Raw genomic sequence first — 24662 nt, 5'->3', positions numbered from 1 at the left:
AAATGCAGATCGAGGTCACGCGCGGCGGGCGGGTCGAATCCCGCCATGCCATCGCCTTCGCCGTCAGCGACGCGACCGGCGCGCTGCGGCTCTCGGCCGGCGATGTCGCCGCCCCGGTCTTCCCGCGCTCGGCGGTGAAGGTGATCCAGGCGCTGCCGCTGGTGGAGAGCGGCGCCGCCGACCGCTTCGGGCTGGATGACGAGGCGCTGGCGCTGGCCTGCGCCTCGCACAATGGCGAGGCGGCCCATGCCGCGGTGGCCGCCCGCACCCTCGCCCGCCTCGGTCTGGAAGCCACGGCACTGGAATGCGGCGCCCACTGGCCGAGCCTGCCGGAGGCCGCCCGCGGCCTGGCCTGCGAAGCCGCGGCACCCAGCGCCCTGCACAACAACTGCTCCGGCAAGCATGCCGGTTTCCTGTGCCTCGCCTGCGGCCTGGGGGTCGATCCGCGCGGCTATATCCAGCCGGAGCATGCCGTGCAGCGCGCGGTGAAGCAGGCGCTGGAGGCGGTGACCGGCGTCACCCTGCCCGAGGGCAGCCACGGCATCGATGGCTGCTCGATCCCGACCTATGCGTTGCCGCTGGCCGCGCTGGCCCAGGGCTTCGCCCGGCTCGGCACCGGCGAGGGCCTCTCCGCCGGCCATGCCGCCGCCGCCGCGCGGCTGCGCGCCGCGGTCGCCGCGCATCCCTTCATGGTCGGCGGCAGCGGCCGCTTCGACACCACGGTGATGGCGGCCCTCGGCGCCCGCGCCTTCACCAAGGTCGGCGCCGAGGGCGTGTTCTGCGCCATCCTGCCGGAGCAGGGGCTGGGCATCGCGCTGAAATGCGCCGACGGCGCCACCCGCGCCGCCGAGGTCGCCATGGCTGCCCTGCTGCAGCGCCTGCTGCCGGATCTCCCGGCAGAGGTCGCTGCCTTGGCCGCCCCGGTGATGCACAACTGGAACGGCCTCGAGGTCGGCCGGATGCGGGCAGTGTTCTGAGCGGCCGGGGGGCCTCAGCCCCCCGCAGCCTGGGCCTTTTCCGGCTTTCCTTCCGTCGCGATCCTGGCCACCGTCAGCACCGCCTCGCGCAGGCTGGGCACCAGGTGCGGCACGCCGATCGACTGGCGCAGCGCCTCGTCGAGCTGCCCTTCCTCCGCCGTCCAGAGCCCCAGCACCACCGGCACGCCCGGCAGCCGCTGGCCGAGCCGCCGCGCCAGGTAGCGCAGGTGCGACGGCGCGCTGCGCATCTGCACCGCGCAGATCACCACCAGCCGGGTGCCCGGGGCCTCGAAGCGGTCAACATTGTGGCGCGACACCTCGGCATGCGGCACCACCCGGGCGCCGATGCCGTGCTTGCGCAGGATCTGCGCCAGCATCAGCGCCGAGACCTCGTCGAAGGCGCCCCGGCCGGCGATGCAGAGCACCGCGCCCTCGGCCCGCCAGGGCTCCGGGATGGTGCCCGCGTCGGGCAGGCCGGGCAGGGTCGGGCGCGGCAGGCGACGCTCGGCGGCGGAGAGGCGGAAGCGCAGCGACTGCTTCTCGCCCGGCGCCGGCGGCGGCGGCGGGTCGATATCGTCATGCTCATCCAGCGCCTCGGCTAGCTCGGCGATGGAATCATGGATCCGCTCGAGCTGGTCCGGCGTCACCAGGCCGCGGCGCACATCGGCGGTGGCCAGGGCCAGGCCCTTCAGCGCCACCTCGTCGTAATAGGAGCAGAGCGAGCGGTCGCGCAGCAGCAGCTCGGCCTGTTCCTGCGCCTCGTCCGGGTCGCCGGCCAGGCTGCGCTGGTAGAAATTCTCGACCGGGGTCAGCGCCGGGCGGTCGCCGAGCAGCACGTCGAGGAATTCCAGCCGGTCGACATGGCGGCCCAGCACCACCAGGCAGAGCGTCACTGGCGTCGCGATGATCAGGCCGATCGGGCCCCAGATCCAGCTCCAGAAGATCGCCGCGACCACCACCGAGACCGGCGACATGCCGCTCGAATGGCCATAGGCCAGCGGCTCGACCACATAGGCGGCGATCGGCTCGACCGCCAGGAACAGCGCCGCCGTCCAGACCACCATGGTCCAGCCCGGATCGACCGCCGCCGCCAGCCCGATCGGCAGCACCGCGCCCAGGATGCCGCCGATATAGGGGACGAAGCGCAACAGCGCCGCGACCAGGCCCCAGAGCAGCGGGCTCGGCAGGCCGATCAGCAGCAGGCCCAGGCCGATCACCGCACCGAAGGCCATGTTGATGCAGAGCTGCGCCAGGAAGAAGCGGCTGAGGCGATAGACCGCGTCGTCCATCGCGACGGTGGTGCGGTGCAGGTCGGTCGAGCCGAACAGCCGGATCATGCGGTCGCGCAGATCCTCGCGCTGCAGCAGCACGAAGGCGGTGACCACCAGGATGATGCCGGCCTGGGCCATCGGCCCGGCCAGCGGCGCCAGGATGCGCCCGGCCATCTGCATCGGCGTCGGATCCGGGGTGTGCAGCTCGACCGGCAACGGCGGCACCGGCGTCGCCGAGGCGGGACCGGCGCTGGGCGGCGCGACGCTGGGCACCGGGGTGCGTCCCCCCAGATCCTCGCCGAGCCGGCCCAGCAGCGACCCCATCCGGCCGACCGTCGCCTCGCGCAGCCATTCCAGCTTGCGCATCACCGTGTGCTGGTAGATCGGCGCGTTCTGCGCCAGCTCGGCCAGCTGCGCGCCGATCAGCGCCGCCGCCGCCAGGATGATGCCGACCGCCACCAGCACCGCCAGCAGCACCGACAGCACCCGCCCCAGCCTGGCCCGGCGCAGCAGCCGCACCAGCGGCGACAGCACCATGCTGAGCAGGATCGCCAGCACCACGGGGATCAGCACGTCGCGGCCGAGATAGAGGCCGGCCACGATCACCACGCCGCCGGCCAGGGTGGTCAGGCTGCGCAGGTCCGGCATCTCGGCCGCCGCCACCTTGGCGCGCAAGGGTGCCGCGGGCGCGGGTGGAGGGACCATCCGGAAGGGGGTATCGGGCATGGGGGCGGTCTTCTCCGGCGGCGAGGCAAGGGCGATTGCTGCCCCTAACGCCCGAGCTGCCGAAAAAGTCGCGCCGCTTTGATGCGCCTTAGCGGATCAGGCCGTGGACTTTGCCGACCGAGCCGGCGGCGGCCTGCAGCTTGCGCACCGGCGGCGCCGAGGGGTGCAGCAGCAGCCCGTCCGGCGTCAGCTCGACCTTGGCGTCGCGATACACCGCCTGGGCCAGCTGGAGGTTCTCGGTGAAGGCGGCCTTGAAGTGCTTGCGCAGCCGGATACCGGCGCCGAACTGGGTCGCCAGCGCCGTCCAGCTGATCATCTTGTCATCGGTCAGCGCGTGCAGCCGGTAGGCCAGCCAGCAATAGACGTCGAGCGCCATCGAGGAGTTGCGGATATGCCGGATCGCCGCCTCGTCCAGCGGCACCGCATGCTGCTTCAGCTGTTGGAAGAAGCTCTCCGAGAGCCGGGCATTCTCGACGAAGAGGTCGCCCTGGCCCGCCGGCCCGGCCGGGTCGTCGACGAACATCGCGATGTCGACGATGTTCTGGTTGACGAGGATCGAGGCGCCATTGCGGGTGAAGTGGAAGGACAGCCGGCAGCGGCTGATGCGGTCGGCCTGTTCGCGGACCAGCTTGGTGGTCTTGCCACCGACCGAGACGCCGAGCCGCCCCAGGAAGTCGCGCAGCGAGCGGCCGAGCTGCACGTCGCGCGAGCCGGTGCGCAGCGCCTCCGACTGCAGGTAGATCAGGATCAGCCGGGCGATGGCGCCGAAGGGCACGCCGACATGCGCCGGCTGCCCGTCCGGCCCCAGCCGCAGGCCGGGTTCGACCAGCAGCGTCATGCTGTCGGTCTCGAGCTTCCAGATCGCGGCATTGTCCTCCGGCCGGCGATGCGGCAGGGCGGTCTGGCACCAGCCGGAATGGATATAGCCGATCCCGATGTCTTCGTCGGCCGCCCAGGAGGCGGCCGCCTCGACGATGCGCGGTCCCCGCCGGCCCTCGACCAGCTCGCGGCTGGCCTGGCGCCCGTGGGTCTCGATGAGGGTATGGACCGTTCCCATGATCTTCCGAGGCAAGCCGTGCTGCGAAGTGTCTGTCGTCATCCGACGCTGAGGAACCTGACCCAGTGCCCCGCCGCTGTCGACGTGGACTCTGCCGACCGAAAGCTAATTGCAGATAGTTGTTTCTACTATTTGCTTTGCGACGGCAGAGTCCCCGGGATGATTCCCGCAAGCCCTTGATTTTCCGTCACCGGCTGCCGGCAAAGTCCACGATATGGCCGCCAGGGTCCACGCCGGCCGCTGTGGCCGACTCCGTGCGGCGCTGTCGCCCCGCCGCCGTGGACTTTGCCGACCGCGGCCCGCGACTCCCGGCCGTGCTGGTCCGCCTCCCGAAGAGCCTTGCAGAACAAGGCGGTCGCCAGAGTCCACGGCCCTGCATCGCGCGCCCTCCCCTGCCCCGCAGCCCGGACGCCCCGCAAAAGGCGGTCGCCAAAGTCCACGCCGCTTCCTGCCCGGCAGGACGGTCCGCGCAGCGCAGGCGTGGACTGGCGCGACCTCACCGCGCGGCGCGCCAGGCGGCGTAGAGCTCGTCCAGCTGCTCGACCAGGAAGCGGCTGAACTCCGGCGCCATGCGGTCGTTCACCGTCAGCCGCATCCCCTGCGGCCCGGGTTCCACCTTGACCACCGGGTCGCCCTGCGGGTTGCGCCACCAGAGATCGGCCTCCGGCGCCTGCCGCCCGTCGCGGAGCGCCGCGAAGATCCGCTGGAAGCGGGCATCGCTGTTCAGCGCGCGGAAGCCGGGGCTGGCCATGGCGCGCTCGGCCAGCGCCGGCGCGTCCTCGGCGGCGAACAGCCGCTGCAACTCCAGCCAGCGCGGCCGGCCGGTGCGCGGCGCCGCGCCGATCGCCAGGATCACCGGGCGGGGGATGCTGCGCACCACCTGCAGGTAGCGCGTCATCTCCGCCGACTGCACGGCCAGCGCCGCGTGCAGGGTCGGCCGGTCGAAGCCGCGCGCCTCCAGGTGGCTGGCGAACAGCGCCCGCTCGATGAAGGTGAGGTTGCGGCGCTCGATATTTTCCTTGCCCTGCGCCACCACCAGCTCGGCATCGGAGAGCGGCCGGATGATCGCCTGCAGGGTGATGCCCAGCCGCTTCACCGCCAGCAGCCGGCGATGGCCATAGGCCATCTGGTAATGCCCGGGCTTCTCGGGGTGCGGCCGCACCAGCACCGGCACCTGCTGGCCGGAGCTGGCAATGGACTGCACCAGCTCCGACAGCTCGGCCTCGCTGTCGCCGGCCATGCGGTCGGCGACGAATGAGGTGTCGACCACCGCCGGGTCCAGCGTCACCACCGTCTCGCCGCCCTCGATGCGGGCGCGCAGCGCCTCCGCCTCCTCGCGCAGCTGGCCGAGGCTCACCCCCATGGCGCGCACCGCGCCGGAGGGGACGCGGCTGGCGGCAGGCGCCTCGGGGGGCAGAGCGCCGGCCTCGTCGGTCTCGCCGCCGAGCAGGCGGCGCAGCGTGTCCTTGCGGCTCATTTACTTGGCGCTCCTGCCCCAGGCGCGGGTGACCAGGCCCTGGATCTCGGCATTCACCGCGTCCAGCGCCTCGGTCGCGCGGTTGTAGGTCTCGCGGGAGAAGTTCTGCGGCCCCACCTCATAGAGGGTCTGCTTGGTCAGGCCGGCATCGGAGATGGCGGTGGACTTCACCATCGGGTTGGTCAGCACCCGGTCGCCGAACAGGCTGCGCAGGAAGCCGACCACCTGGGTCTGCGGCCCGTCCTGCGGCTCGTAGCGGGTGACCAGGTAGCGCAGGAAATCGTAGTCCAGCCGCCCGCCCGCCTCGCGCACCACCGAGAGCAGGTCGGCGGTCATCAGCAGGAACTGGCACATGCTGGCGATGTCGAGCATCTGCGGATGCACGGTGATCAGCACGCCGGTCGCGGCGCAGAGCGCGGCGAGCGTCAGGAAGCCCAGCTGCGGCGGGCAGTCGATGACCACGATGTCGTAGTCGGCGGCGACGCTCTCCAGCGCCTCGGTCAGCCGGGTGAAGAACAGCGTCTCGCGCTGGCCCTCCTGCCGGGCCAGCAGCCGCGGCGTGTCGTGCTCGAACTCGTGCAGCTCCAGATTGGCCGGCACCAGGTCGAGCCCGGGGATGTAGCTCGGCCGGATCACCTCCTTCAGCGGCCGCCGCGCCTTGTCGTAGCGCAGCGCGGCATAGAGCGTCTCGTTCTCGCCGATATCCAGCTCCGGCTGGTAGCCGAACAGCGCCGAGAGGCTGGCCTGCGGATCGAGGTCGAGCGCCAGCACCCGGTGGCCCTGGAAGGCCAGGTACTGCGCCAGATGCGCGGTGGTGGTGGTCTTGCCGGAACCGCCCTTGAAATTCGCCACCGCGATGACCTGCAGATGCTCGCCCTCGGCGCGGCGCGGCGAGGCCGGGCGGCCCTTGCCCTTCAACAGCCCGCGCAGCGCGTGGATCTGCTCCAGCGTGTAGGCGCGCCGCCCGCCCGCACCTTTTTCTGGCACCGGCCCTTCCCCTGCCAGGGCCAGCTGGCGCAGATAGCTGTCGCTGATCTGCAGCAGCGCGGCCGCCTCGCCGCTGGAGAATCGGCGCAGGGTTTTCTGGGCGGCAGGGGGAAAGATGCGGTTGCGCAGAAGGGCGAGCTGGGCACTGAGCGCCCGCGCATCGGCACCGATCCGCTGGTCGATCGGTTCGGCGAGGGCGGCTGCGGCAGCATCCGGACTGGTGGGGCGGGCGGGCATGACCGACGCTTTTCTCCGCGAATGAGGCGTTTCGGCGTTAGGATAGCAGCATGGCGTTGGCTTGTGGCCCCACCGTTTCGTCGCTCTTTCATGGTTTTTGCGCCTTCTCCTTCCGGGGGCGCCCGCCATTGACAGCTGTCAATGGCCGGGCGGCGGAAGGGCCGGCGGCATGAAGCGGCTGGTCCTGGGGCTGGTGGTGGCAGGTGCCCTGGCCGGCGGCGGCTATTACCTGATGAATCAACAGGATCCGCCGCCGCCGCGGGCGGCGCTGCCGGTGGCAAGCCTGGGCGTGGGCGCGCTGGGCCGGGTGGAACCGATGTCGCGCATCCGCCGCCTGGGCGCGCCGGGCGGGATGAACGTGACCCGGCTGGACCGGCTGCTGGTCGAGGAAGGCGCCACGGTGGAGGCGGATCAGCTGCTGGCCGAGCTGGCCGATGCCGCGCAGAAGGACGCCCAGACCGCCCGCGCCGCCGCCGCTCTGGCCGAGGCGGAAGCCCGCCTGGCGCTGACCCGCGCCGCCGGCCGGGCCGAGGAGCGCCGCGCCCAGCAGGCCCGTCTGACGGCCTTGCGGGCCGCCGAGGAAAGCGCCCGCCGCGAGGCCGACCGCGCCGACCGCCTGGTGCCCAGCGGCGCCGGCGGCGCCGCCGAGGCCGAGCGGCGCCGCTTCGCCGCCATCCGCGCCACCGCCGAGGTGGCCGAGGCCGAGGCCGAGCTTGCCCGCCTGCAGAGTCCACGCCCCGAGGACCTTGCCGTCGCCGAGGCGCAGCGCGACGCCGCCCGCGCCGCCCATGCCGCCGCCGCGGCCGAGGCCGAGCTTTCCCGGATCCGCGCCCCGATCGCCGGCACCATTCTGCATCTCTATGCCCGCCCCGGTGACCTGCTGGGCAATGACGGGCTGCTCGACATGGCCGACCTGACCCGCATCGACGTGGTCGCCGACGTCTATGAGACCGACCTGCCCCGCCTGCGCCTGGGCCAAGCGGCCGAGATCCAGATCCCCGGCAATCCGCAGCGGCTGACGGCGACCGTGCGGGAGATCGGCTGGCAGGTCCGCCGCACCACCCAGGCCGGCACCGACCCGGTCGCCGCCGTGGATGCGCGCACCGTCCCGGTCCGGCTGGCGCTGGATGCCGAGGGCGTCGCCCTGCTCGGCCGCCGGTCCAACATGCAGGTGCAGGTGGCGATCCGGCCATGAAGCTCGCCGACCGGGTCTTCCTGCCGCTGCGCCTGGCCTGGCGGCAGCTGCGCGCCGAGAAGGCGCGGCTGGCCTCGGCCATTGCCGGCGTGATGTTCGCCTGCGTGCTGGTCTTCATGCAGCTCGGTTTCCGCGCCGCGCTCTTCGATTCGGCCACCTCGCTGATCTCGGCGATGCGCGCCGAGGTCTTCCTGCTGCATCCGCTGACCATGGCGAGCTTCCGCCCGGAGCCGTTGCCGCGGGCGCGGGCCGGCCAGGCCCTGGCGCTGCCCGAGGTGGTGCAGGCGACGCCGGTCTATCTGGCGCAATCCACCTGGCGGAACCCCGAGGATGGCAGCCGCCGCACCATCCAGCTGATCGGCTTCGACGTCGAGGCCGGCGCCATGGCCTTCACCGGCCTGGCCGAGGTGGCCGCCGCGCTGAAGCAGCCCGACAGCGCCGCCTTCGACCTGCGCTCCCGCCCGGAATTCGGCGCCGTGCAGCCGATGCTGGAGGCGCTGGGCGGCCGCCCGCTGCCGGTCCAGGTCGGCAACCGCCGCCTCGACGTGGTGGGGCTGGTGGAGATCGGCCCTTCCTTCGGCGCCGACGGCAACCTGGTGCTCAACGAGACGAATTTCCGCCGCCTGGTGCCCGACCGGCCTTTCAGCAACACCGACCTGGTGGCGATCCGGCTGCGGCCGGGCAGCGATATCGGCGCCGTCCAGGCGCAGCTGCGCGCCCTGCTACCGGGCGACGTGGCGGTGCTGACCCATCCCGAGCTGGTCGCCTGGGAGCGCCGCTACTGGGAGACGGCGACCCCGATCGGCTTCATCTTCGGCTTCGGCAGCCTGATGGGCCTGATCGTCGGCATGGTCATCGTCTACCAGATCCTGTTCAGCGACATTGCCAACCACCTGCGCGAATACGCCACGCTGAAGGCGATCGGCTATGGCAACGGCTATCTGGCGCGCAGCGTCCTCGGCTCGGCCTTCATCCTGGCGCTGCTCGGCTTCGTCCCCGGCGCCATCGCCTCGGCGCTGCTCTACGACGTGATCGGCAAGGCCACCTTCCTGCCGCTTGGCATGACGCTGGAGCGCGGGCTGACTGTCTTCGGCCTGATCTTCGGCATGTGCGCCGTGGCGGGCCTGCTGGCGATGCGCAAGCTGCGCGACGCCGATCCGGCGGACATGTTCTGATGCACCCGGTCGTGCTGGAGGGTGTCACCTATTCCTATGGCAGCGGCGAGCTGCGCCGCGCCGTTCTGCGCGACGTCTCGCTGAGCGTGGCGGAAGGCGAGATCGTGCTGCTGACCGGCCCCTCCGGCTCCGGCAAGACGACGCTGCTGACCCTGATCGGCGCGCTGCGCGCCATGCAGCAGGGCTCGGCCCGGGTGCTGGGGCGCGAGCTGCAGGGGGCGTCGGAGGCGGCGCGGGTGGAACTCCGCCGCCGCATCGGCTTCATCTTCCAGGCGCACAACCTGCTGGGCTTCCTCTCCGCCCGCCAGAACGTCGCCATGGCGCTGGAGACCGAGGCGAAGCTGGGGGAGACGGCGCGGCTGGCCGAGGCCGACCGCATGCTGGCCGCCGTCGGCCTGGCCGAGCATGTCCACAAGCCGCCCGGCCAGCTGTCCGGGGGGCAGCGCCAGCGCGTGGCCGTGGCCCGCGCCCTGGTCGCCAGCCCGGGCCTGGTGCTGGCGGACGAGCCCACCGCCGCCCTCGACAAGGCCAGTGGCCAGGAGGTGGTGCGCCAGCTGCGCGATCTGGCGCGCAGCCGCGGCGTCGCTATTCTGCTGGTCACCCATGATCCGCGCATCCTGGACATTGCCGACCGCGTGGTCAGCATGGAGGATGGGCGGATCGTCTCTGCCAACCGCCCGGCTGAAGGCCCAGCCGTCTAGGATCGCGCTTTCCTAATGTCTGTCTCGTCTGCGTCCGATCCTGACTCCGCGCGCCTCGCCGTGCTTTACCGCCTGGGCCTGCTGGATGGTCCCGACAGCGCCGATTTCGACGCGCTGGTCGATCTGGCCGCCGCGCGCTTCGCCTGCCCCATCGTCCTGCTGGTGCTGCTCGACCGCGACCGGCTCTGGTTCCAGGCAATGCATGGCCTGGGGGTGCGGCAGATCCCGCGGGCGGAAGCCTTCTGCGACCAGACCATCCGCGGCGATCAGCCCCTGGTCGTCGGCGATGCGCTGCGCGACCCGCGGTTCCGGGGCAATGCCCTGGTCACCGGGGAGCTGGGCATCCGCTTCTATGCTGGCATGCCCCTGGCGGTGGCGGGGCAGAAAGTGGCCACCCTGGCGCTGCTCGACCGCGTCGCGCGCGACCTCTCGGCCGAGCAGCTCGCCGCCCTGCGCCAGTTCGGCCTGATCGCCGAGACGCTGCTGCAATCCCGCGCCCTGCGCCAGGAGGCAGCGGACCAGGCCCGGCTGCTGCAGCACGCCGGGCGGCTGTCCGGCTTCGGCGCCTGGGAGCTCGACCTGCGCAGAGGCTTCCCCCTCCACCCGGACGCGTTGCCCCGCCCGGACGGTCATTCGCCGGGGCGGGCAATGGTGCCGGTGCCGGACCTCGAACGCTATGCGCGGCCCGACCGCGACCGTCTGCAGGCGGCGATCGACCATTGTGCCGCCACCGGCGCACCGATGGAGCTCGAGGCGGATGTCCTGACCGCCGGGGGCGAGGCGCGCCGCGTCCGCCTCCGTGCCGAGGCCGAGCAAGAAGACGGCCGGCCGGTGCGCCTGGTCGGCAGCCTGGAGGACATCACCGAGACCTGGGCGATGCGCCAGCAGCTGCAACAGCTGCTGCAGCAGGACGCGCTGACCGGGCTGGCCAATCGCAGCCTGCTGCAGCACCGGCTCGACGCGGCCCTGGCCGCGCCGCCGCCGCCCGGCCAGGCGGTCGCCCTGCTGCTGCTCGATCTCGACAATTTCCAGGAACTCAACGACCGGCATGGCCACGCCCTGGGCGACGCCGTGCTGCGGGAGGTGGGCCGCCGGCTGCAGCAGGCGGTGGGCGGCAGCGGCCTCGCCGCGCGGACCGGCAGCGATGAATTCGCGGTCCTCGTGCCGGCCCTGGAGCCGGGGCGGCTGGCCACCCTCGCCGAGGGCCTCGCCGTGCTGCTGCGCCAGCCGATGGCGCTGCCGGAGGGGCTGGTCATTTCCCTGACCGTCAGCCTCGGCGCCGCACTAGGGCCGCAGCAGGGCCGCGATGGCGAGGCGCTGATGCGCCATGCCGACATCGCCCTGTCGCATGGGCGGCGCAGCGGGCGGGGCCAGACCACGCTGTTCTCGAGCCAGATCGCCGAGCGTTTCGAACAGCGGCGCGACGCCATCCAGCTCGTCTCCGAGGCCCTGGCCGGCGGCTGGCTGCGCCCCTTCTACCAGCCGAAATACCGCCTGTCCGACCGCCACCTGCAAGGCTTCGAGGCGCTGGCCCGCATCGTCACGCCGGAGGGCCGCGTCATCGGTCCGGCGCAGTTCTGGCCGGCGCTGCAGGACCCGCAGACCGCCCGCCGCGTCGGCACCCGCATGCTGGCCGACATCACCGAGGACCTGCGCCACTGGCGGGCGGCCGGGCTGCCGGAGACCCGGGTCGCCCTGAACGTGACCGAGGCGGATTTCACCGGCGGCGATCTGGCGGCCCGCGTGCTGGCCCGGCTGGATGCCTGCGGCGTGCCGCCCACCGCGCTGACGATCGAAGTGACCGAGACCGTCTTCCTGGCCGATGCCTCCCCCATGATCGCCGAGACGCTGGAGGAAATGGCCGGCGCCGGCATCGACATCTCGCTGGATGATTTCGGCACCGGCTATGCCTCGCTCACCCATCTCCGCGACTTCCCGATCCAGGAGCTGAAGATCGACAAGAGCTTCACCGACCGGCTGGAGGATGATGCCGGCAGCGCGCTGATCGTCGAGACGATGATCCGGCTGGCGCATGGCCTGGGCATGCGGGTGGTGGCCGAGGGGGTGGAGCATGCCGAGCAGCATGACCGGCTGACCCGGATGGGCTGCGACCTGGGCCAGGGCTTCCTCTATGGCAGGCCCGCGCCGGCTGCCGAGGCGGCGGCGCGGCTGGCCCTCGCCTGACGCCGCCGGCCGGGTTGCGCGGCGGTCCTAGATGACCAGGCCGCCGCTGCGGTTCAGGATCTCCCGCGCCAGGCTGAGACCGGCGGTCAGCGAGGTCTTCGGATTGGCCGGCGAGGGCCGCCCCTCCAGCCGGATGGTGAAATCGGCGGCGGCGGAGCGGACGCTGACTTCATGCACGTTGCGGGTGATGCTGGGGTCGGCCACCAGCCGCACGCGGGTCGCCTCGAAGCCCAGCCCGGCCAGGGCGACCGTCGCCGCCACATTGGCGTTCTGCGGGTAGAGCCGGGCCGCCTCGCGCGCGCTGCCCTCGTAGAACACCGCCGGCTCGCGCAGCTGCGCCAGATCCACCAGCGGCTCGGCCGCGGTGCCGCGCCAGGCCTGCGGGGGCTTGCGGCCGGTATAGGTCACCGCCTCCAGCCCGGCGAGGCGGGCGGCGGCCAGGGCGTCGATGCCGCCGACTGCCCCGGCGGGGAGGATCAGCGGCGCCTTCCCCGCCTCGGCGGCAGCAAGCAGGCGGGTCTGCAACGCCGCATCCGCCAGGGCGCCGATGGCGATGATGGCCAGCGGCACGCCCGCCCGCAGCACGGCTTCCGCATGATCCTGCACGGCCGCATGACCGGCGCATTCGGCGACGAAATCAGGCTGCGTGGCAAGCAGCGTTGCCAGCGAGGTGAAGACCGCCGACTGCTCGGATAAGCCTGGAGCCAGGCGACCGAGCAGGGCGCTGGCCTTGGCCTCGCTCCCCGGACGGGCCAGGATGGACAGCCGCTCCAGCGGGCGCGGCAGGCGGCCGGACAGGGCCTGCAGGGTGGTTTCCGCCATGCCGCCGGCGCCGATCAGGGCAAGGTGCCGCATCGATCAATCTCTCATCTGAGCAGAGGGAATCAGGCCCCGGCGGGCGCCAGCGCCTCGAGCTGCCGCCGCAGCGCCTCGGGCAGCGGCATGGGCCGGCGGGTGGCGGCTTCGACCAGCACGACCACCCCCTCCGCGGTGGCGGCGCAGAGCTCGCCCTGGAACACCGCCTGGCCGGTGGTAAAGGAGGTGCGGCCGATGCCGGTGACGGCGGTGCCGATGTCGATCGGGCCGAGATCGCGCAGCTCGGCGCGGAAGTCGATGGCGATGCGGGCGATGACGAAATAGCTGTCGGGGCCGGCCAGCACCTGCTCCATCAGCTCGACCCGGGCGGTCTCGAAATAGGTGGCGTATTTGGCGTTATTGACATGGCCGAGGCGGTCGGTGTCGCCGAAGCGGACGCGGTCCTGCGCCCAGAGATGGTAGCTGGCGCGGCGCAGCAGGCGGGGGTCGTTGGCCATGGACGAGGCTCCCTGATCACCCTCCGGTCCTATGCCGGCGGGGCGCCCTTGGGAAGGGCGATTGCCGCGCCGCCGCGCCCGCGCCACAAGCAGCGCCGGGGAGGATGAACATGTCCGAGAAAGACGAGGCCGCCGGACGGCAGGCGATGCTGCTGGCGCTGTGCGGCTGCGTGGTGCTGTGCATGACCACCTGGTTTTCGGCCGCCGCGGTGCTGCCGCAGCTCCGCGCGCTGTGGTCGCTGTCGGATGCGGCGGCCGGCTGGATGACGATCGGGGTGCAGATCGGCTTCGTGCTGGGCGCCGTCGCCGCGGCGGTCACCGGCCTGCCGGACCGGGTGGCGCCGCGCCGGCTGATGGCGGTCTCGGCGACGGGGGCGGCGGCGGCGAACCTGGCGCTGATCTGGGCGCCGGGGCCGGAGGCGGCGCTCGGCCTGCGGGTGCTGACCGGCGTGCTGATGGCGGGCATCTATCCCCCCGCCCTGAAGCTGGTCGCCACCTGGTTCCGGCGCGGCCGCGGCGTGGCGCTGGGCAGCGTGATCGGCGCGCTGACCCTGGGCTCGGCGCTGCCGCATGCGGTGAACGCGGTCGGCGGCGTGGCCTGGCAGGGCGTCCTGGCGGTCGCCAGCCTGGCGACGCTGGCGGGCGGGATCGGCGTGCTGTTCCTGCGCGAGGGGCCCTATCCCTTTCCGCGCTCCAGCTTCGATGCGCGGCGGCTCGGCCAGGCGCTCTCGGCGCGGCCGGTGCTGCTGGCGACCGGCGGCTATCTCGGCCACATGTGGGAGCTCTATGCCATGTGGGCCTGGATGCTGTCCTTCCTGCGCGACCGGCTGGGGGAGGGCAGCGGCGCGCTGGCCTCCTGGCTCTGCTTCCTGGTGGTGGCGGTGGGGGCGCCGGCCTGCGTGGCGGCGGGCGCCCTGGCGGATCGCTGGGGGCGGAGGGCGGTGACCATGGGGCTGATGGCGGCCTCCGGCGGCTGTGCCGCGCTGATGGGGCTGGCCTATGCCGGGCCGCTCTGGCTGGTGGTGGCGGTCGGGCTGCTCTGGGGTGCCACGGTGATCGCCGATTCCGCCCAGTTCTCGGCGGTGGTCACCGAGGTCGGCGATCCCGCGCTGGTCGGCACCGCGCTGACGGCGCAGCTGGGCATGGGCTTTGGCCTGACCGCGCTGGCGATCTGGGTGGTGCCGCTGGTGGCCGGCCTGGTCGGCTGGCAATGGGCCTTCGCCGTGCTGGTACCCGGGCCGCTGCTGGGCATCTGGGCGATGGGCGCGCTGCGCCGCCGGCCGGAGGCGCAGCGGATCGCCGGCGGCCGGCGCTGACGCCGGCGGCAGGCGCCGGGGGCCACCAGGACCCCCGGCCGCTGTTCAGCCGCCCAGTTCCTTCTCGACGTATTTGAGCTCGGCGATGGCCTGCTCCAAACTTTCCGACAGCCGGGCGACCCTGGCCTTCAGTGCCGCCTGCTGCTGCAGCAGCAGCGCACGCCGGCCCAGCGCCTCCTGCCGCTGCCGTTCCAGCGCCTTCTTGAAGGCCTCGATCTCGCGCCGCCGGACGTCCGGATGGACCAGGCCTTCCTGGCGGGCCTGGTCGAGCGCCTCGTCGCCCAGCGTGGTCAGCAGATAGGCGGCCGAATAGGTGCGCGGCAGTTCGCCCGACTGGAAGGTGCCGGCATCGACGGCGCGGGCGACGGTGGCCAGCTGATAGGCGACCTGCCGGCCGAAGGGCAGGCGGTCGACCACCTCGCGCTCATAGGCCTTGGGGAAGCGGCGCTTGGCCTCGACCAGATAGCGGCCGATGGCCAGGAACTTGTCCTGCGCCTCCTTCCAGAGGCGGGCGATATGCTCGACCGCCTGGTCGGCCGAGCGCAGCGGCACCAGGGCATTGGCGACGAGGGCCACGCGCTCGTCATGCATCTCGGCGAAGGCGGCGGCGGGCGCCTCCCCGGCCTCGAGGTCGTCGCGGCGCTTCTGCAACTGGCGGCGGGAATAGGCCATGGCGGTCACAGCCCCATCATGTTGCGGACGAAATCCCAGGCGGCCTCGAAATCCTCGGCCCCCTTGGCGCCCGAGATCTCGCAGACGCCGACCCCGTAGCCATGGGTGTTCTGGATGTCTTCCAATTGCCGCACCGGCAGCGGGCAGAGGAGGCCGGCCTTGTTCAGCCGGCGCTGCGCGTCGCGGAAGGACAGCGTGCCCGCGGCCGGCTCGGCGCCTTTCGACCGGGCCGGCAGGGTCACCCGGCTGGCGCGGTTGATCAGGAAGGCGGAGCGGATGCGGCGCTCCTTCAGCAGCGCCATCCAGCCAATGACGGAATCCACGTCGGGCTTGCCAGTGGTGGCGGGCACCAGCACGAAATCCGAGCGTTCGAGCAGGATCGATGTCTGCTGCGGCAGGTATTCGATGGCCGGCGGGGTATCGACCAGGACGATGTCGAGGTCGGGCGTCGCATCGATCTCGGCGATCGCCGCCTCGATCTCGGTCAGGGGCCGGGAGAACAGGCGGATCGGCGCCGCATCGGCCGGGCGCAGCCGGTGCCAGGCGGAGAGCGAGCGCTGCATGTCGGTGTCGAGGATGGCGGTGCGCAGCCCGTCGCGCGCGGCGAAGGTGGCGAGGTTCAGCACCGAGGTGGTCTTGCCGGTGCCGCCCTTCGGGCTCTGGCAGGACAGCCAGCGGGCCTGGTTCTTCGCTGCAGTGGTTGCGCGCTTGGCAGGAGGCACCGAACATTCCCCGGGATCGACGAGCGGGGCAGTTTAGGGCAGGGGGCGCGAATGTCTAACCCGGTTAGACTTTCGCGCTCGCCGGCGAGCAGGAATGGAACCGGTCCCTTTGCTACCAGCCGGTGAAGCCGGGAGCGATCTCGGCGGCCGCGGCGCGGAGCACTGGCAGGAACTGGCGGCGCAGCTGGTCGAGTGGCGCGCGGGCGGCGGAGGTGCCGATGTTCAGCGCCGCCAGGGTACGGCCGGCGGCATCCTGCACCGGCACGGCGATCGAGCGGGAGCCGAGCTCCAGCTCGCTATCGAGGATGGCGTAGCGCTGCCGCCGCGCCTCGACGATGCGGGCGCGCAGCTGCCCGGGATCGGTGATGGTGCGCGCCGTCCAGGGCTGCGCCGGGTGCCGCGCCAGCCATTCATCCAGCGCCGCGTCCGGCAGCCCCGCCAGCAGCACCCGCCCGAGCGAGGAGGCATGCGCCGGCAGGCGGGAGCCGACATCGATGCGCGAGGAATAGACGCGCCGCGCCTCGACCCGGGCGATATAGACGACATCGGCGCCGTCGAGCACCGCCATCGAGCAGCTTTCGTTCAGCTGCTCGGAGACCGCGCGGATCACCGGCTTGACCATCTCGGCGCGGCCGAAGCTGGCGAGGTAGCCATGGCTGAAGCGCAGCACCCGCGGGGTCAGCCAGAACAGCTTGCCGTCGCTGGCCAGGTAGTCGAGGGCGGCGAGGGTGAGCAGGAAGCGCCGCGCGGTGCCGCGGCTGAGGCCGGTCAGGGCGGCAACCTGCGACAGCGTCTGGCGCTCCCGGCCGGGGCCGAAGCATTCCAGCACGGCCAGGCCGCGGCCGAGCGCGGCGACGAAGTCCGGCACTGGGCTGTCGGGCATCGACATGCCTGCTTTCACTCCTCCCCGTTGCGGAACCGTGCCTGTTCTCCCGCCGAAGCTTACGGCGAAGAGGCTTGACAGCGCGGCCCGCCCGGTCTGACCTAACGGCAAAAGCGGACATATGTCCATCTGGCGGACAACGACCGGGGTCCAAGACCGGTCCGCCAGCACGAGAGTGACGGGAGAAGAGAGATGTTGCACCGCCGCAGCCTGTTGGCGGCCACGGCCCTTGGCCTGGCCGCCCCGCTTGCCGCCCCCCGCCTGGCGCGCGCGCAGTCGGGATCGCATGTCATCGGCACGCTGTTCCCGATGGCCGGGCCGAATGCCGAATATGGCGGCATCTTCACCAGCGGCATCCAGCTGGCGATCGAGCATATCACCGCCGACAAGTGGCTGCAGAAGCCGATCGAGCTGCGCGCCCAGGACAGCCAGGGCACGCCGCAGGGCGGTGCCGTCGGCATGACCAAGCTCGCCAATGTCGACCGCGCGCCCTACGTCCTGCTGGGCTTCACCGGTGTCTCCAAGGCGGCGGCACCCATCGGGACGCGCAACAAGGTCGTCATGATCAATGGCGGCGGCGTGGGGCCCGACCTCGCCGGGCTGTCGCCCTATTTCTGGAATGTCATCCCCCTGGTCAACCAGGAGGTGCAGGCCATGCTGCCCTGGCTGAAGGCGCAGAAGCTGCTGCGGATCGCGCTGATCTATGTCGACGACCCGCTCGGCACCGGCGTGCTGGGCGAACTGAAGGAGGGCCTGCCCGGCATCGGCGGCGAGCTGGTCGGCAGCTTCAGCATCCCGCCGGCGACACAGCAATTCGCCGCCATCGCCGCCCGCGTGCGCGACAGCAAGCCGGATGCGGTGTACTTCGCCAGCTACGGCGCGCAGCAGTCGCAGATCGTCAAGCAGCTGCGCGACAATGGCGTCAGCCAGCCGCTGGTGACCTATTCGGGCGGCTCGATCCCCTCGGTGCAGGCGCTGCCCGAGGCGGAAGGCCTGGTGCTCAGCGGCCAGGCGGCCGACTGGACCCGCAGCGACCCGGTGACCCAGCGCTTCGTCACCGACTGGCGCGCCAAGCACAACAGCGAGCCGACCGCCTATCACCAGAACTACTACAACGGCATGCGGCTGTTCGGCCTGCTGGCCCAGGGTCTGGAGAAGGCGGGCAAGCCGGTCGATGGCGAGAATCTCCGCGATGAATGGCTGCGGGTGAAGCGCTTCGAGCTGGTCGGCGGCGAGGGCGTCTTCGAGGAGCGCGGCACCATGAGCATGCCGATGCAGATCAACCAGGTGCGCGGCGGCCGCTCGCAGAAGATCGGCTGATGCTGTTCCTGCAGCTGCTGGTCAGCGGCATCCAGACGGGCGCCATCTATGCGCTGACGGCAGCGGGTTTCGCCCTCATCTTCGGCGCGACCCGCGTCTTCCACGTGGCGCATGGCGCGACCTTCGCGCTCGCCGGCTACACCTTCCTGGCGCTCAGCCAGGCAGGCTTTCCCTGGTTCGTGGGGGCAGGGGCGGCGCTGGCCGTTGCCGTCGCCTTCGGCCTGTTCATGGACTTCTTCGTCTATCGCCCGATCCAGCGGCACGAGGGCTCGTTCTTCACGGTCTTCGTCGCGGCCTTCGGCATGACGATCGTGGTGCAGAGCCTGATCGAGCTCGGCTTCGGCCGTGGCTTCGCGGTGGTCGGCTCCAGCCTGACGCGGGCACACGAGGTGCTGCCCGGCCTCTACCTGGCAGATATCTTCTGGGTGGCGGTGGGCGTGGCGCTGGTGCTGTTCGGGGCCGTCACCCTGTTCCTGGAGCGGACGCGGCTCGGCATCGGGCTGCGCGCGCTGTCGGAAAATCCCGAGCTGCTGCGCGCCTTCGGCCTGTCCTCGCGCCGGCTGTCGATGGTGGCCTTCGGGCTGGGCTCGGCGCTGGCGGTGCCGGGGGCGGTGCTGACCGCGGTGACCTCCGGCCTGCAGCCGGCGATCGCGGCGCAGGTGATGCTGGTCAGCCTCGCCGCCGCGGTGGTCGGCGGCATCGGCAGCCTGCGCGGCGCGGCGCTGGCCGGGCTGCTGCTGGGCGTCGTGGAGAATCTCGTGGTCTCGGTGCTGGATACGCAATGGAGCGCGGCCGCCGGCTTCGTCGTGCTCTTCGCCTTCATCCTGTTCAAGCCCAGCGGCCTGTTCGGCCAGGCGGTGGCGCGGTGACCGCCTATCTTCTCAACCTGGCAACGCTCGCCACCATCTTCGGCATCCTGGCCGCCAGCCTGAACGTGCTGATCGGCTATGCCGGTATTTTCTCCATCGCCCATGCGGTGTTCTTCGGGCTGGGCGCCTATGCGGGCGCGCAGCTGGCCCTGCAGTTCATCCCCGATGTGCTGCTGGCCTGCCTGGCCGGCGGCGCCATCTCGGCGGCGCTGTCGCTCTGCCTGGCCCTGCCGGCGCTGCGGGTGCGCGGCGAGTATTTCGTCGCCGCCAGCCTCGGCCTGCAGATGATGGCGGTGACCGTCTTCTCCGAGGCGCATGTGCTGACCGGCGGGCATGGCGGGCTGGTGGGCATCCCGCCGGCGACGCTGTTCGGCGCCGATATCTCGAGCCCGGCGCCGTTCCTGGCCTTCGCGCTGGCGGTGCTGGGGCTGTTGCTGCTGGCGGTGCGGCTGCTGATGCGCGGCAGCTTCGGCCGCGCGCTGATGGCGATCCGCGACAGCGAGAGCGCGGCCGAGGCCTTCGGCAAGGATGTGCGCGCGCTGAAGACCCTGGCGGTCGGGCTCGGCTGTGCCATGGCCGGGGTCGCCGGCGCGCTCTTCGCCTTCTACATGGCCTTCGTCAATGTCGAGAGCTTCACGCTCGAGCAGTCGATCCTGGTCATGGCGATGGTCATCATCGGGGGCACGGCGACGCTGGCGGGGCCGCTGATCGGCGTGCTGCTGCTGCTGCTGCTGCCGGCCGGGCTTTCCTTCCTGCCCTTCATCCCGCCGACGCAGATCGGCGCGGTGCAGCAGCTGATCTACGGGCTGGCCATGACCCTGCTGATGATCTTCCGACCGGCCGGCATCGCGGGGGGGCGCCGCTGATGGGCGTTCCCTTCTCGATCCGCGGGCTGGACAAGAAGTTCGGCGGCCTGGCGGCGGTGCAGAATGTCGACCTTGACCTGCAGGAAGGCGTGACCACCGCGCTGGTCGGGCCGAACGGCGCCGGCAAGACCACGCTGTTCAACCTGGCCACCGGCCACATCATCCCCGATGGCGGCGAGGTGCTGCTGGACGGGAAGTCGATCCTCGGCCAGTCGCCGCATCTGATCGCGCGGCTGGGTGTCGCGCGCAGCTTCCAGGACCTGCGGCTGTTCGGCCGGATGTCGGTGCGCGACAATGTCCGCGCCGCCATCGAGCCCACCGCCTGGCTGTGGCAGCCGGGCGGCGGCGCCGCGGCGCGCAAGCGGGAGGCGGCGGTCGATGCCGCGCTCGACCGCTGCGGGCTGACCAGGCAGGCCGATGCCCGCGCCGTCGATCTTGCCTATGCGGAGAGAAAGTTCCTCTCCGTCGCGCGCATCCTGGCGACGGGGGCGCGGATCTGGCTGCTGGACGAGCCGGCCTCCGGTCTCGACCCGCATTCGCGGGCGCGTTTCGTGCAGCTGGTGCGCGACGCGGTGGCGTCCGGCGTCACCATCTGCCTGATCGAGCACAACCTGGACATCGTCACCGAGCTCGCCGACCGCATCGCCTTCCTCGACCGTGGCGCCAAGCTGGCCGAGGGCGCGCCGCAGGAGATCCTGCGCGATCCCAAGCTGATCGGCATCTATTTCGGGGAGCAGCGGACATGAGCGGGCATCAGGCGCCGGCACTGTCCGGCAAGGGCCTTGGCGCCGGCTATGGCGGGCGCGAGGTCTTCTCTCAGTTTGACTTCGCGCTGCCGCAGGGGGAGGTGCTTTGCCTCGTCGGGCATAACGGCGCCGGGAAATCCACCCTGCTGAAGACGCTGTTCGGGCTGCATCCGGCGAGCAGCGGCGAGATCCGGCTGCGCGGGCAGGTGCTGAAGCCACGGCCGGAGGCCATGGCGCGCGAGGGCGTCGCCTATGTGCCCGAGGGGCGCGGCGTCTTCCCCGGCCTGCAGGTGCGCGAGATCTTCCAGCTCGCCCTATGGTCGGCCAAGCTGGACGGCGCGGAGGCCGAGAAGCGCACCGAGGAAGTGCTGGAGGTGCTGCCGCGCATCCGCGAGTTCTGGACGCGGCGGGCCGGGACGCTCTCGGGCGGGCAGCAGCAGATGGTCTCGGTGGGGCGGGCGCTGCTGTCGCGGCCCTCGATCCTGCTGCTGGACGAGCCCTCGATCGGGCTCGCGCCGAAGACCTTCCAGGATCTGATGGCGCCGATCCGGGCGCTGCAGCAGCGGCTGGGCATGTCGATCCTGCTGGTCGAGCAGAATGTCGGCGAGGCCTTCGCCGTTTCCGACCGCGTGGCGGTCATGAAGTCCGGCCGGATGATCTTCGAGGGCGTCCCCGACGACCTTTCCGATCATGCGAAGCTGATGGACATGTTCTGAGGGGAAGCCAGGAAATGCTGTTTCACGTGGCGATGGAGGTGAAGCTGCCGCCGGACATGCCGGCGCAGCAGGCGGACGACCTGAAGACGCGCGAGAAGGCCATGGCGCAGGAGATCCAGCGTTCCGGCAAGTGGCCGCATCTGTGGCGGGTCGCCGGGCGCTACGCCAATATCTCGATCTTCGATGTCAAGGACGCCGACGAGCTGCACACGCTGCTCTCGGGTCTGCCGCTGTTTCCCTACATGGATGTGCGGGTGACGGCGCTGGCCCGCCACCCCTCGGCGATCTGAGGGGGCGTTCCGATGACCGAGATGAAGATCCTCGCCGAAGGGCTGCGCTTCCCGGAAGGGCCGGTGGCGATGCCGGACGGCTCGGTGGTGCTGGTGGAGCTGGCGGCGCAGGTGGTCAGCCGCATCGCCGCCGACGGCACGCGCAGCGTCATCGCCCAGGTGGGCGGCTCGCCGAACGGGCTGGCGGTGGGGCCGGGCGGGCTGTTCTACCTCTGCAACAATGGCGGCTTCTCCTGGCATGAGGAGGATGGGCTGCTACGGCCCTCCGGCCAGTCGGCCGACTATTCGGGCGGGCGGATCGAGACGATCGATCCGAAGACCGGCGCGGTGAAGGTGCTCTACGACCAGGTCGATGGCGTGAAGCTGAAGGGGCCGAACGACATCGTCTTCGACGGCCAGGACGGCTTCTGGTTCAGCGACCTGGGCAAGGTGCGGGCGCGCGACCGCGACCATGGCGGCATCTACTGGGCGGCCAGCGACGGCTCGAAGATCGTCGAGGCGGCCTTCCCAGTGCCGGGCGGCGCGAATGGCATCGGCCTGTCGCCGGACGGCAAGGTGGTCTATGCCGCCGAGACCGAGACGGGCCGGCTCTGGGCCTGGGACATCATCGGCCCGGGGCAGGTGAAGAAGGCGCCCTGGCCGAGCCCGCATGGCGGCCGCCTGGTCTGCCAGTTTCCCGGCTTCCGGCGGCTCGACAGCCTGGCCGTGGCGGCCAGCGGCAACATCGTCGTGGCCACCCTGGTCGAGGGCGAGATCACCACGGTGAGCCCGGAGGGCGAGATCGTCGATGTGGTGAAGATGCCCGAGCGGATGCCGACCAATATCTGCTTCGGCGGCGCCGACCTGAAGACGGCCTATGTCACGCTGTCGACGACCGGCAAGCTGGCGGTGCTGCCCTGGCGCGAGCCCGGCTTGAAGCTGGCCCACTCTTAACTGATAAAAATAGAAGGGGGATTCGGGGGAATACTTTCCCCCGATCTTTCTTTCTGTCTTGGAGGCTTCGATGGTCGCTGTCCCTGAGTTCCAGGTCCCTGGCCTGCATCACCGGCGTGTCGGCGACATCGTGGTCACCGCGGTCAGCGACGGCTACCTGAACGGCTCGAATGCCGCGCTGCAGAACATGGAGCAGGATCGCATCGCCGAGCTGCTGGTCGATGCCTTCCGCCCGACGCCGCGGCGGGGTTCGGTGAACACCTTCCTGATCTGGTCGCAGGGCCGGATCGCGCTGATCGACACCGGCTGCGGGCCGCATATGCAGCCCACGGCCGGCAAGCTTTTCGCCAATCTGGCGGCGGCGCAGGTGCCGCCCGAGGCGATCGACACGGTGCTGCTGACGCATCTGCATCCCGACCATTCCAACGGTCTGGCGGATGTGCATGGCGAGGCGCTGTTCCCGCAGGCCGAGCTCGGGCTGCACGCGGCCGAGCTGGCCTATTGGCAGGACCCCGAGGCGGCGCGGGTGGCGGCCGAGACCAAGCAGGGCGTGCTGTACTTCACCCATGCCCCGGCGCAGCTGGCGCCGTATCGCGACCGGCTGAAGCCTTTCACCGACGGCGCCGAGGTGTTCCCCGGCGTCACGGCGGTGCATCTGCCGGGGCACACGCCGGGGCATAGCGGATACCGCATCGCATCCGGCGACGAGCAGCTGCTGATCTGGGGCGACATCATCCATGTGCCGGAGGTGCAGGTGCCGCATCCGGAGGTGACGATGCAGTTCGACGTCGACCCGGCGCAGGCCATCGCCACCCGGAAGCGCACCTTCGACATGGTGGCGGCGGAGCGGATGCTGGTGGCCGGGATGCATGTGCATTTCCCGGGCTATGCGCATCTGCGGCGCCGGGGGGAGGGGGTGGAATTGATCCAGGAGGCCTGGACGCTGCCCTTCTGAGGCGGTTGCGCCGGCGGTCGCGAAGACCAACAACAGGCAGGTCCGGTGCCATGGCGCCGGGCCTTTCGCGTTTCTGGAGGGAATGCCTGGATGACCGACGCCCCGCTGCGCCTGATCGGCGATATTGGCGGCACCAATGCCCGCTTCGCGCTCTGCCGGCCGGGCGGGCTGCCGGAGGCGGAACGCAAGCTGCCGGTCGCCGAGCATGCGGGCCTGGTCGAGGCGGCACGGGCCTATCTGGCCGGGCAGCCGGTCGAGGAGGCGGTGCTGGCGGTGGCGACGCCGGTGCTGGGGGATGCTGTCTCCTTCACCAACAGCCCGTGGCGGTTCTCGATCCGGGAAGCGGAGCAGGCGCTGGGGCTGCGCAAGCTGACCGTGATCAACGACTTCGTGGCGCAGGCGGCGGCGGTGCCGCTGCTGGCGCCGCGCGACACGGTGGTGCTGCAGCCCGGCGAGGCGCGGCCGCGACGGCCGCGGCTGGTGATCGGGCCGGGCACCGGGCTCGGGGTCGCCTTCCTGCAGGAGGATTCCAGCGGGCGGCACCAGATCCTGCCGAGCGAGGGCGGGCATGCCTCCTTCGCGCCGCAGGACGCGCTGCAGGCGGAGCTGCTGAAGCGGATGCGCCAGCTCCATGGCGGGCATGTCTCGCAGGAGCGGCTGGTCTGCGGGCCCGGGCTGCTGGAGGTGGCCCGCATCCTGGCCGAGATGGAAGGCGCCGTGCTGCGGCTGGAGACGTCGCGGGATGTCTCGGACCAGGCGCAGAAGGGCGAGCCGGTCTGCGCCCAGGCGGTGACGCTGTTCTGCGAGATGCTCGGCGCGGTGGCGGGCAATCTGGCGCTCAGCCTGCTGACCGAAGGCGGCGTCTATGTCGCCGGCGGGCTGTGCCGGACATTGGGGCCGCTGCTGGATGGCGCCGCGATCCGCCGCGGCTTCACCGCCAAGGGGCGGTTCAGCGGCTATCTGCAGGCGCTGCCGATCTGGCAGGTGCTGCGGCCGCATACCGGCCTGCTCGGCGCCGCCGCCTATCACCACTGACCGGCGCCTGACCGGCCGGCGTCTGGTCGCGGCCGGCGC

General features: G+C 71.6%; 24 protein-coding genes. 15 read left to right on the top strand and 9 right to left on the bottom strand.

The window, feature by feature from the left end; translation table 11 throughout:
• The first annotated feature begins 2 nt into the window (after positions 1–2).
• Entirely contained in the window at positions 3–977 is a 975-nt protein-coding gene (locus WFI16_RS07905) for an asparaginase (protein WP_419897273.1), read from the top strand.
• Between the two features lie 14 nt (positions 978–991).
• Here WFI16_RS07905 and WFI16_RS07900 read toward each other — a convergent pair whose 3' ends face one another.
• The 4 genes from WFI16_RS07900 to repA form a co-directional block, all read right to left on the bottom strand.
• Positions 992–2974 carry an AI-2E family transporter gene (locus tag WFI16_RS07900; protein WP_419897272.1) on the bottom strand — a complete coding sequence of 661 codons (1983 nt, stop codon included), beginning with the start codon at positions 2972–2974 and terminating at the stop codon, positions 992–994.
• A gap of 88 nt (positions 2975–3062) precedes the next feature.
• Entirely contained in the window at positions 3063–4031 is a 969-nt protein-coding gene (locus WFI16_RS07895; RefSeq protein ID WP_419897271.1) for a replication protein RepA, read from the bottom strand.
• A gap of 496 nt (positions 4032–4527) precedes the next feature.
• Entirely contained in the window at positions 4528–5508 is a 981-nt protein-coding gene (gene repB / locus WFI16_RS07890; RefSeq protein ID WP_419897270.1) for a plasmid partitioning protein RepB, read from the bottom strand.
• The gene (repA, locus tag WFI16_RS07885; protein WP_419897269.1) at positions 5509–6732 is read right to left on the bottom strand and encodes a plasmid partitioning protein RepA; all 1224 of its coding nucleotides are present in this window, start codon (positions 6730–6732) and stop codon (positions 5509–5511) included. It abuts the gene before it with no gap.
• A gap of 169 nt (positions 6733–6901) precedes the next feature.
• Between repA and WFI16_RS07880 the strand changes: the two genes are divergently transcribed.
• The 4 genes from WFI16_RS07880 to WFI16_RS07865 are packed head-to-tail and all read left to right on the top strand — an operon-like array spanning position 6902 to position 11987.
• Positions 6902–7927, top strand: coding sequence for an efflux RND transporter periplasmic adaptor subunit (locus tag WFI16_RS07880; RefSeq protein WP_419897268.1), 1026 nt, complete (start codon positions 6902–6904; stop codon positions 7925–7927).
• A complete protein-coding gene (gene devC / locus WFI16_RS07875; RefSeq protein ID WP_419897267.1) occupies positions 7924–9102 on the top strand; it encodes an ABC transporter permease DevC in 1179 nt (392 codons plus the stop codon). Before WFI16_RS07880 ends, devC begins: the two co-directional genes overlap by 4 nt.
• The gene (locus WFI16_RS07870; protein ID WP_419897266.1) at positions 9102–9803 is read left to right on the top strand and encodes an ATP-binding cassette domain-containing protein; all 702 of its coding nucleotides are present in this window, start codon (positions 9102–9104) and stop codon (positions 9801–9803) included. The genes devC and WFI16_RS07870 overlap by 1 nt, the downstream gene beginning before the upstream one ends.
• A gap of 15 nt (positions 9804–9818) precedes the next feature.
• Positions 9819–11987, top strand: coding sequence for a putative bifunctional diguanylate cyclase/phosphodiesterase (locus WFI16_RS07865; protein WP_419897265.1), 2169 nt, complete (start codon positions 9819–9821; stop codon positions 11985–11987).
• 27 nt (positions 11988–12014) lie between these two features.
• Here the strand turns inward: WFI16_RS07865 and WFI16_RS07860 are convergent, their stop codons facing one another.
• Together WFI16_RS07860 and WFI16_RS07855 are read right to left on the bottom strand one after the other, a co-directional pair.
• Positions 12015–12842, bottom strand: a complete 828-nt coding sequence (locus WFI16_RS07860) for an aspartate dehydrogenase (protein WP_419897264.1) — start codon at positions 12840–12842, stop codon at positions 12015–12017.
• Between the two features lie 29 nt (positions 12843–12871).
• The gene (locus WFI16_RS07855; RefSeq protein ID WP_419897263.1) at positions 12872–13300 is read right to left on the bottom strand and encodes an acyl-CoA thioesterase; all 429 of its coding nucleotides are present in this window, start codon (positions 13298–13300) and stop codon (positions 12872–12874) included.
• A 110-nt stretch (positions 13301–13410) separates the two neighbouring features.
• Here WFI16_RS07855 and WFI16_RS07850 point away from each other — a divergent pair, with 110 nt between their 5' ends.
• The gene (locus tag WFI16_RS07850; RefSeq protein WP_419897262.1) at positions 13411–14616 is read left to right on the top strand and encodes an MFS transporter; all 1206 of its coding nucleotides are present in this window, start codon (positions 13411–13413) and stop codon (positions 14614–14616) included.
• Positions 14617–14661: 45 nt separating this feature from the next.
• Here WFI16_RS07850 and WFI16_RS07845 read toward each other — a convergent pair whose 3' ends face one another.
• The 3 genes from WFI16_RS07845 to WFI16_RS07835 all read right to left on the bottom strand — a co-directional run bounded on the left by WFI16_RS07845 (position 14662) and on the right by WFI16_RS07835 (position 16899).
• Positions 14662–15297: a hypothetical protein gene (locus WFI16_RS07845; protein ID WP_419897261.1), complete on the bottom strand. Its 636-nt coding sequence runs from the start codon at positions 15295–15297 to the stop codon at positions 14662–14664.
• Positions 15294–16010, bottom strand: coding sequence for a ParA family protein (locus WFI16_RS07840; RefSeq protein ID WP_419897260.1), 717 nt, complete (start codon positions 16008–16010; stop codon positions 15294–15296). The genes WFI16_RS07845 and WFI16_RS07840 overlap by 4 nt, the downstream gene beginning before the upstream one ends.
• A gap of 112 nt (positions 16011–16122) precedes the next feature.
• Positions 16123–16899, bottom strand: coding sequence for an IclR family transcriptional regulator domain-containing protein (locus WFI16_RS07835; protein WP_419897259.1), 777 nt, complete (start codon positions 16897–16899; stop codon positions 16123–16125).
• A gap of 186 nt (positions 16900–17085) precedes the next feature.
• On the opposite strand from WFI16_RS07835, the gene WFI16_RS07830 reads away from it, so the two are divergent.
• The 9 genes from WFI16_RS07830 (at position 17086) to glk (ending at position 24623) form a co-directional block, all read left to right on the top strand.
• Positions 17086–18213 (top strand): ABC transporter substrate-binding protein, encoded by a 1128-nt coding sequence (locus WFI16_RS07830; protein WP_419897258.1) that lies wholly within the window; start codon positions 17086–17088, stop codon positions 18211–18213.
• Positions 18213–19082, top strand: coding sequence for a branched-chain amino acid ABC transporter permease (locus WFI16_RS07825; RefSeq protein ID WP_419897257.1), 870 nt, complete (start codon positions 18213–18215; stop codon positions 19080–19082). Before WFI16_RS07830 ends, WFI16_RS07825 begins: the two co-directional genes overlap by 1 nt.
• Positions 19079–19948 (top strand): branched-chain amino acid ABC transporter permease, encoded by an 870-nt coding sequence (locus WFI16_RS07820; protein ID WP_419897256.1) that lies wholly within the window; start codon positions 19079–19081, stop codon positions 19946–19948. Before WFI16_RS07825 ends, WFI16_RS07820 begins: the two co-directional genes overlap by 4 nt.
• The gene (locus WFI16_RS07815) at positions 19948–20694 is read left to right on the top strand and encodes an ABC transporter ATP-binding protein (RefSeq protein ID WP_419897255.1); all 747 of its coding nucleotides are present in this window, start codon (positions 19948–19950) and stop codon (positions 20692–20694) included. The genes WFI16_RS07820 and WFI16_RS07815 overlap by 1 nt, the downstream gene beginning before the upstream one ends.
• Complete coding sequence (locus WFI16_RS07810) at positions 20691–21410, top strand: ABC transporter ATP-binding protein (RefSeq protein ID WP_419897254.1); 720 nt, start codon at positions 20691–20693, stop codon at positions 21408–21410. Before WFI16_RS07815 ends, WFI16_RS07810 begins: the two co-directional genes overlap by 4 nt.
• A 14-nt stretch (positions 21411–21424) precedes the next feature.
• Positions 21425–21700 (top strand): muconolactone Delta-isomerase, encoded by a 276-nt coding sequence (gene catC, locus WFI16_RS07805; RefSeq protein ID WP_419897253.1) that lies wholly within the window; start codon positions 21425–21427, stop codon positions 21698–21700.
• A 12-nt stretch (positions 21701–21712) separates the two neighbouring features.
• Complete coding sequence (locus WFI16_RS07800; protein ID WP_419897252.1) at positions 21713–22633, top strand: SMP-30/gluconolactonase/LRE family protein; 921 nt, start codon at positions 21713–21715, stop codon at positions 22631–22633.
• 70 nt (positions 22634–22703) lie between these two features.
• Positions 22704–23588 carry an MBL fold metallo-hydrolase gene (locus WFI16_RS07795; protein ID WP_419897251.1) on the top strand — a complete coding sequence of 295 codons (885 nt, stop codon included), beginning with the start codon at positions 22704–22706 and terminating at the stop codon, positions 23586–23588.
• Positions 23589–23678: 90 nt separating this feature from the next.
• Positions 23679–24623: a glucokinase gene (gene glk / locus WFI16_RS07790; RefSeq protein WP_419897250.1), complete on the top strand. Its 945-nt coding sequence runs from the start codon at positions 23679–23681 to the stop codon at positions 24621–24623.
• Positions 24624–24662: the final 39 nt, after the last annotated feature.

The organism is Roseomonas sp. USHLN139, assembly GCF_037145735.1.
In the GTDB taxonomy this organism is placed as follows: domain Bacteria; phylum Pseudomonadota; class Alphaproteobacteria; order Acetobacterales; family Acetobacteraceae; genus Pseudoroseomonas.
The sequence above is the reverse complement of the archived record's forward strand: the minus strand, read 5'-3'. Positions and strand labels throughout refer to the sequence as shown.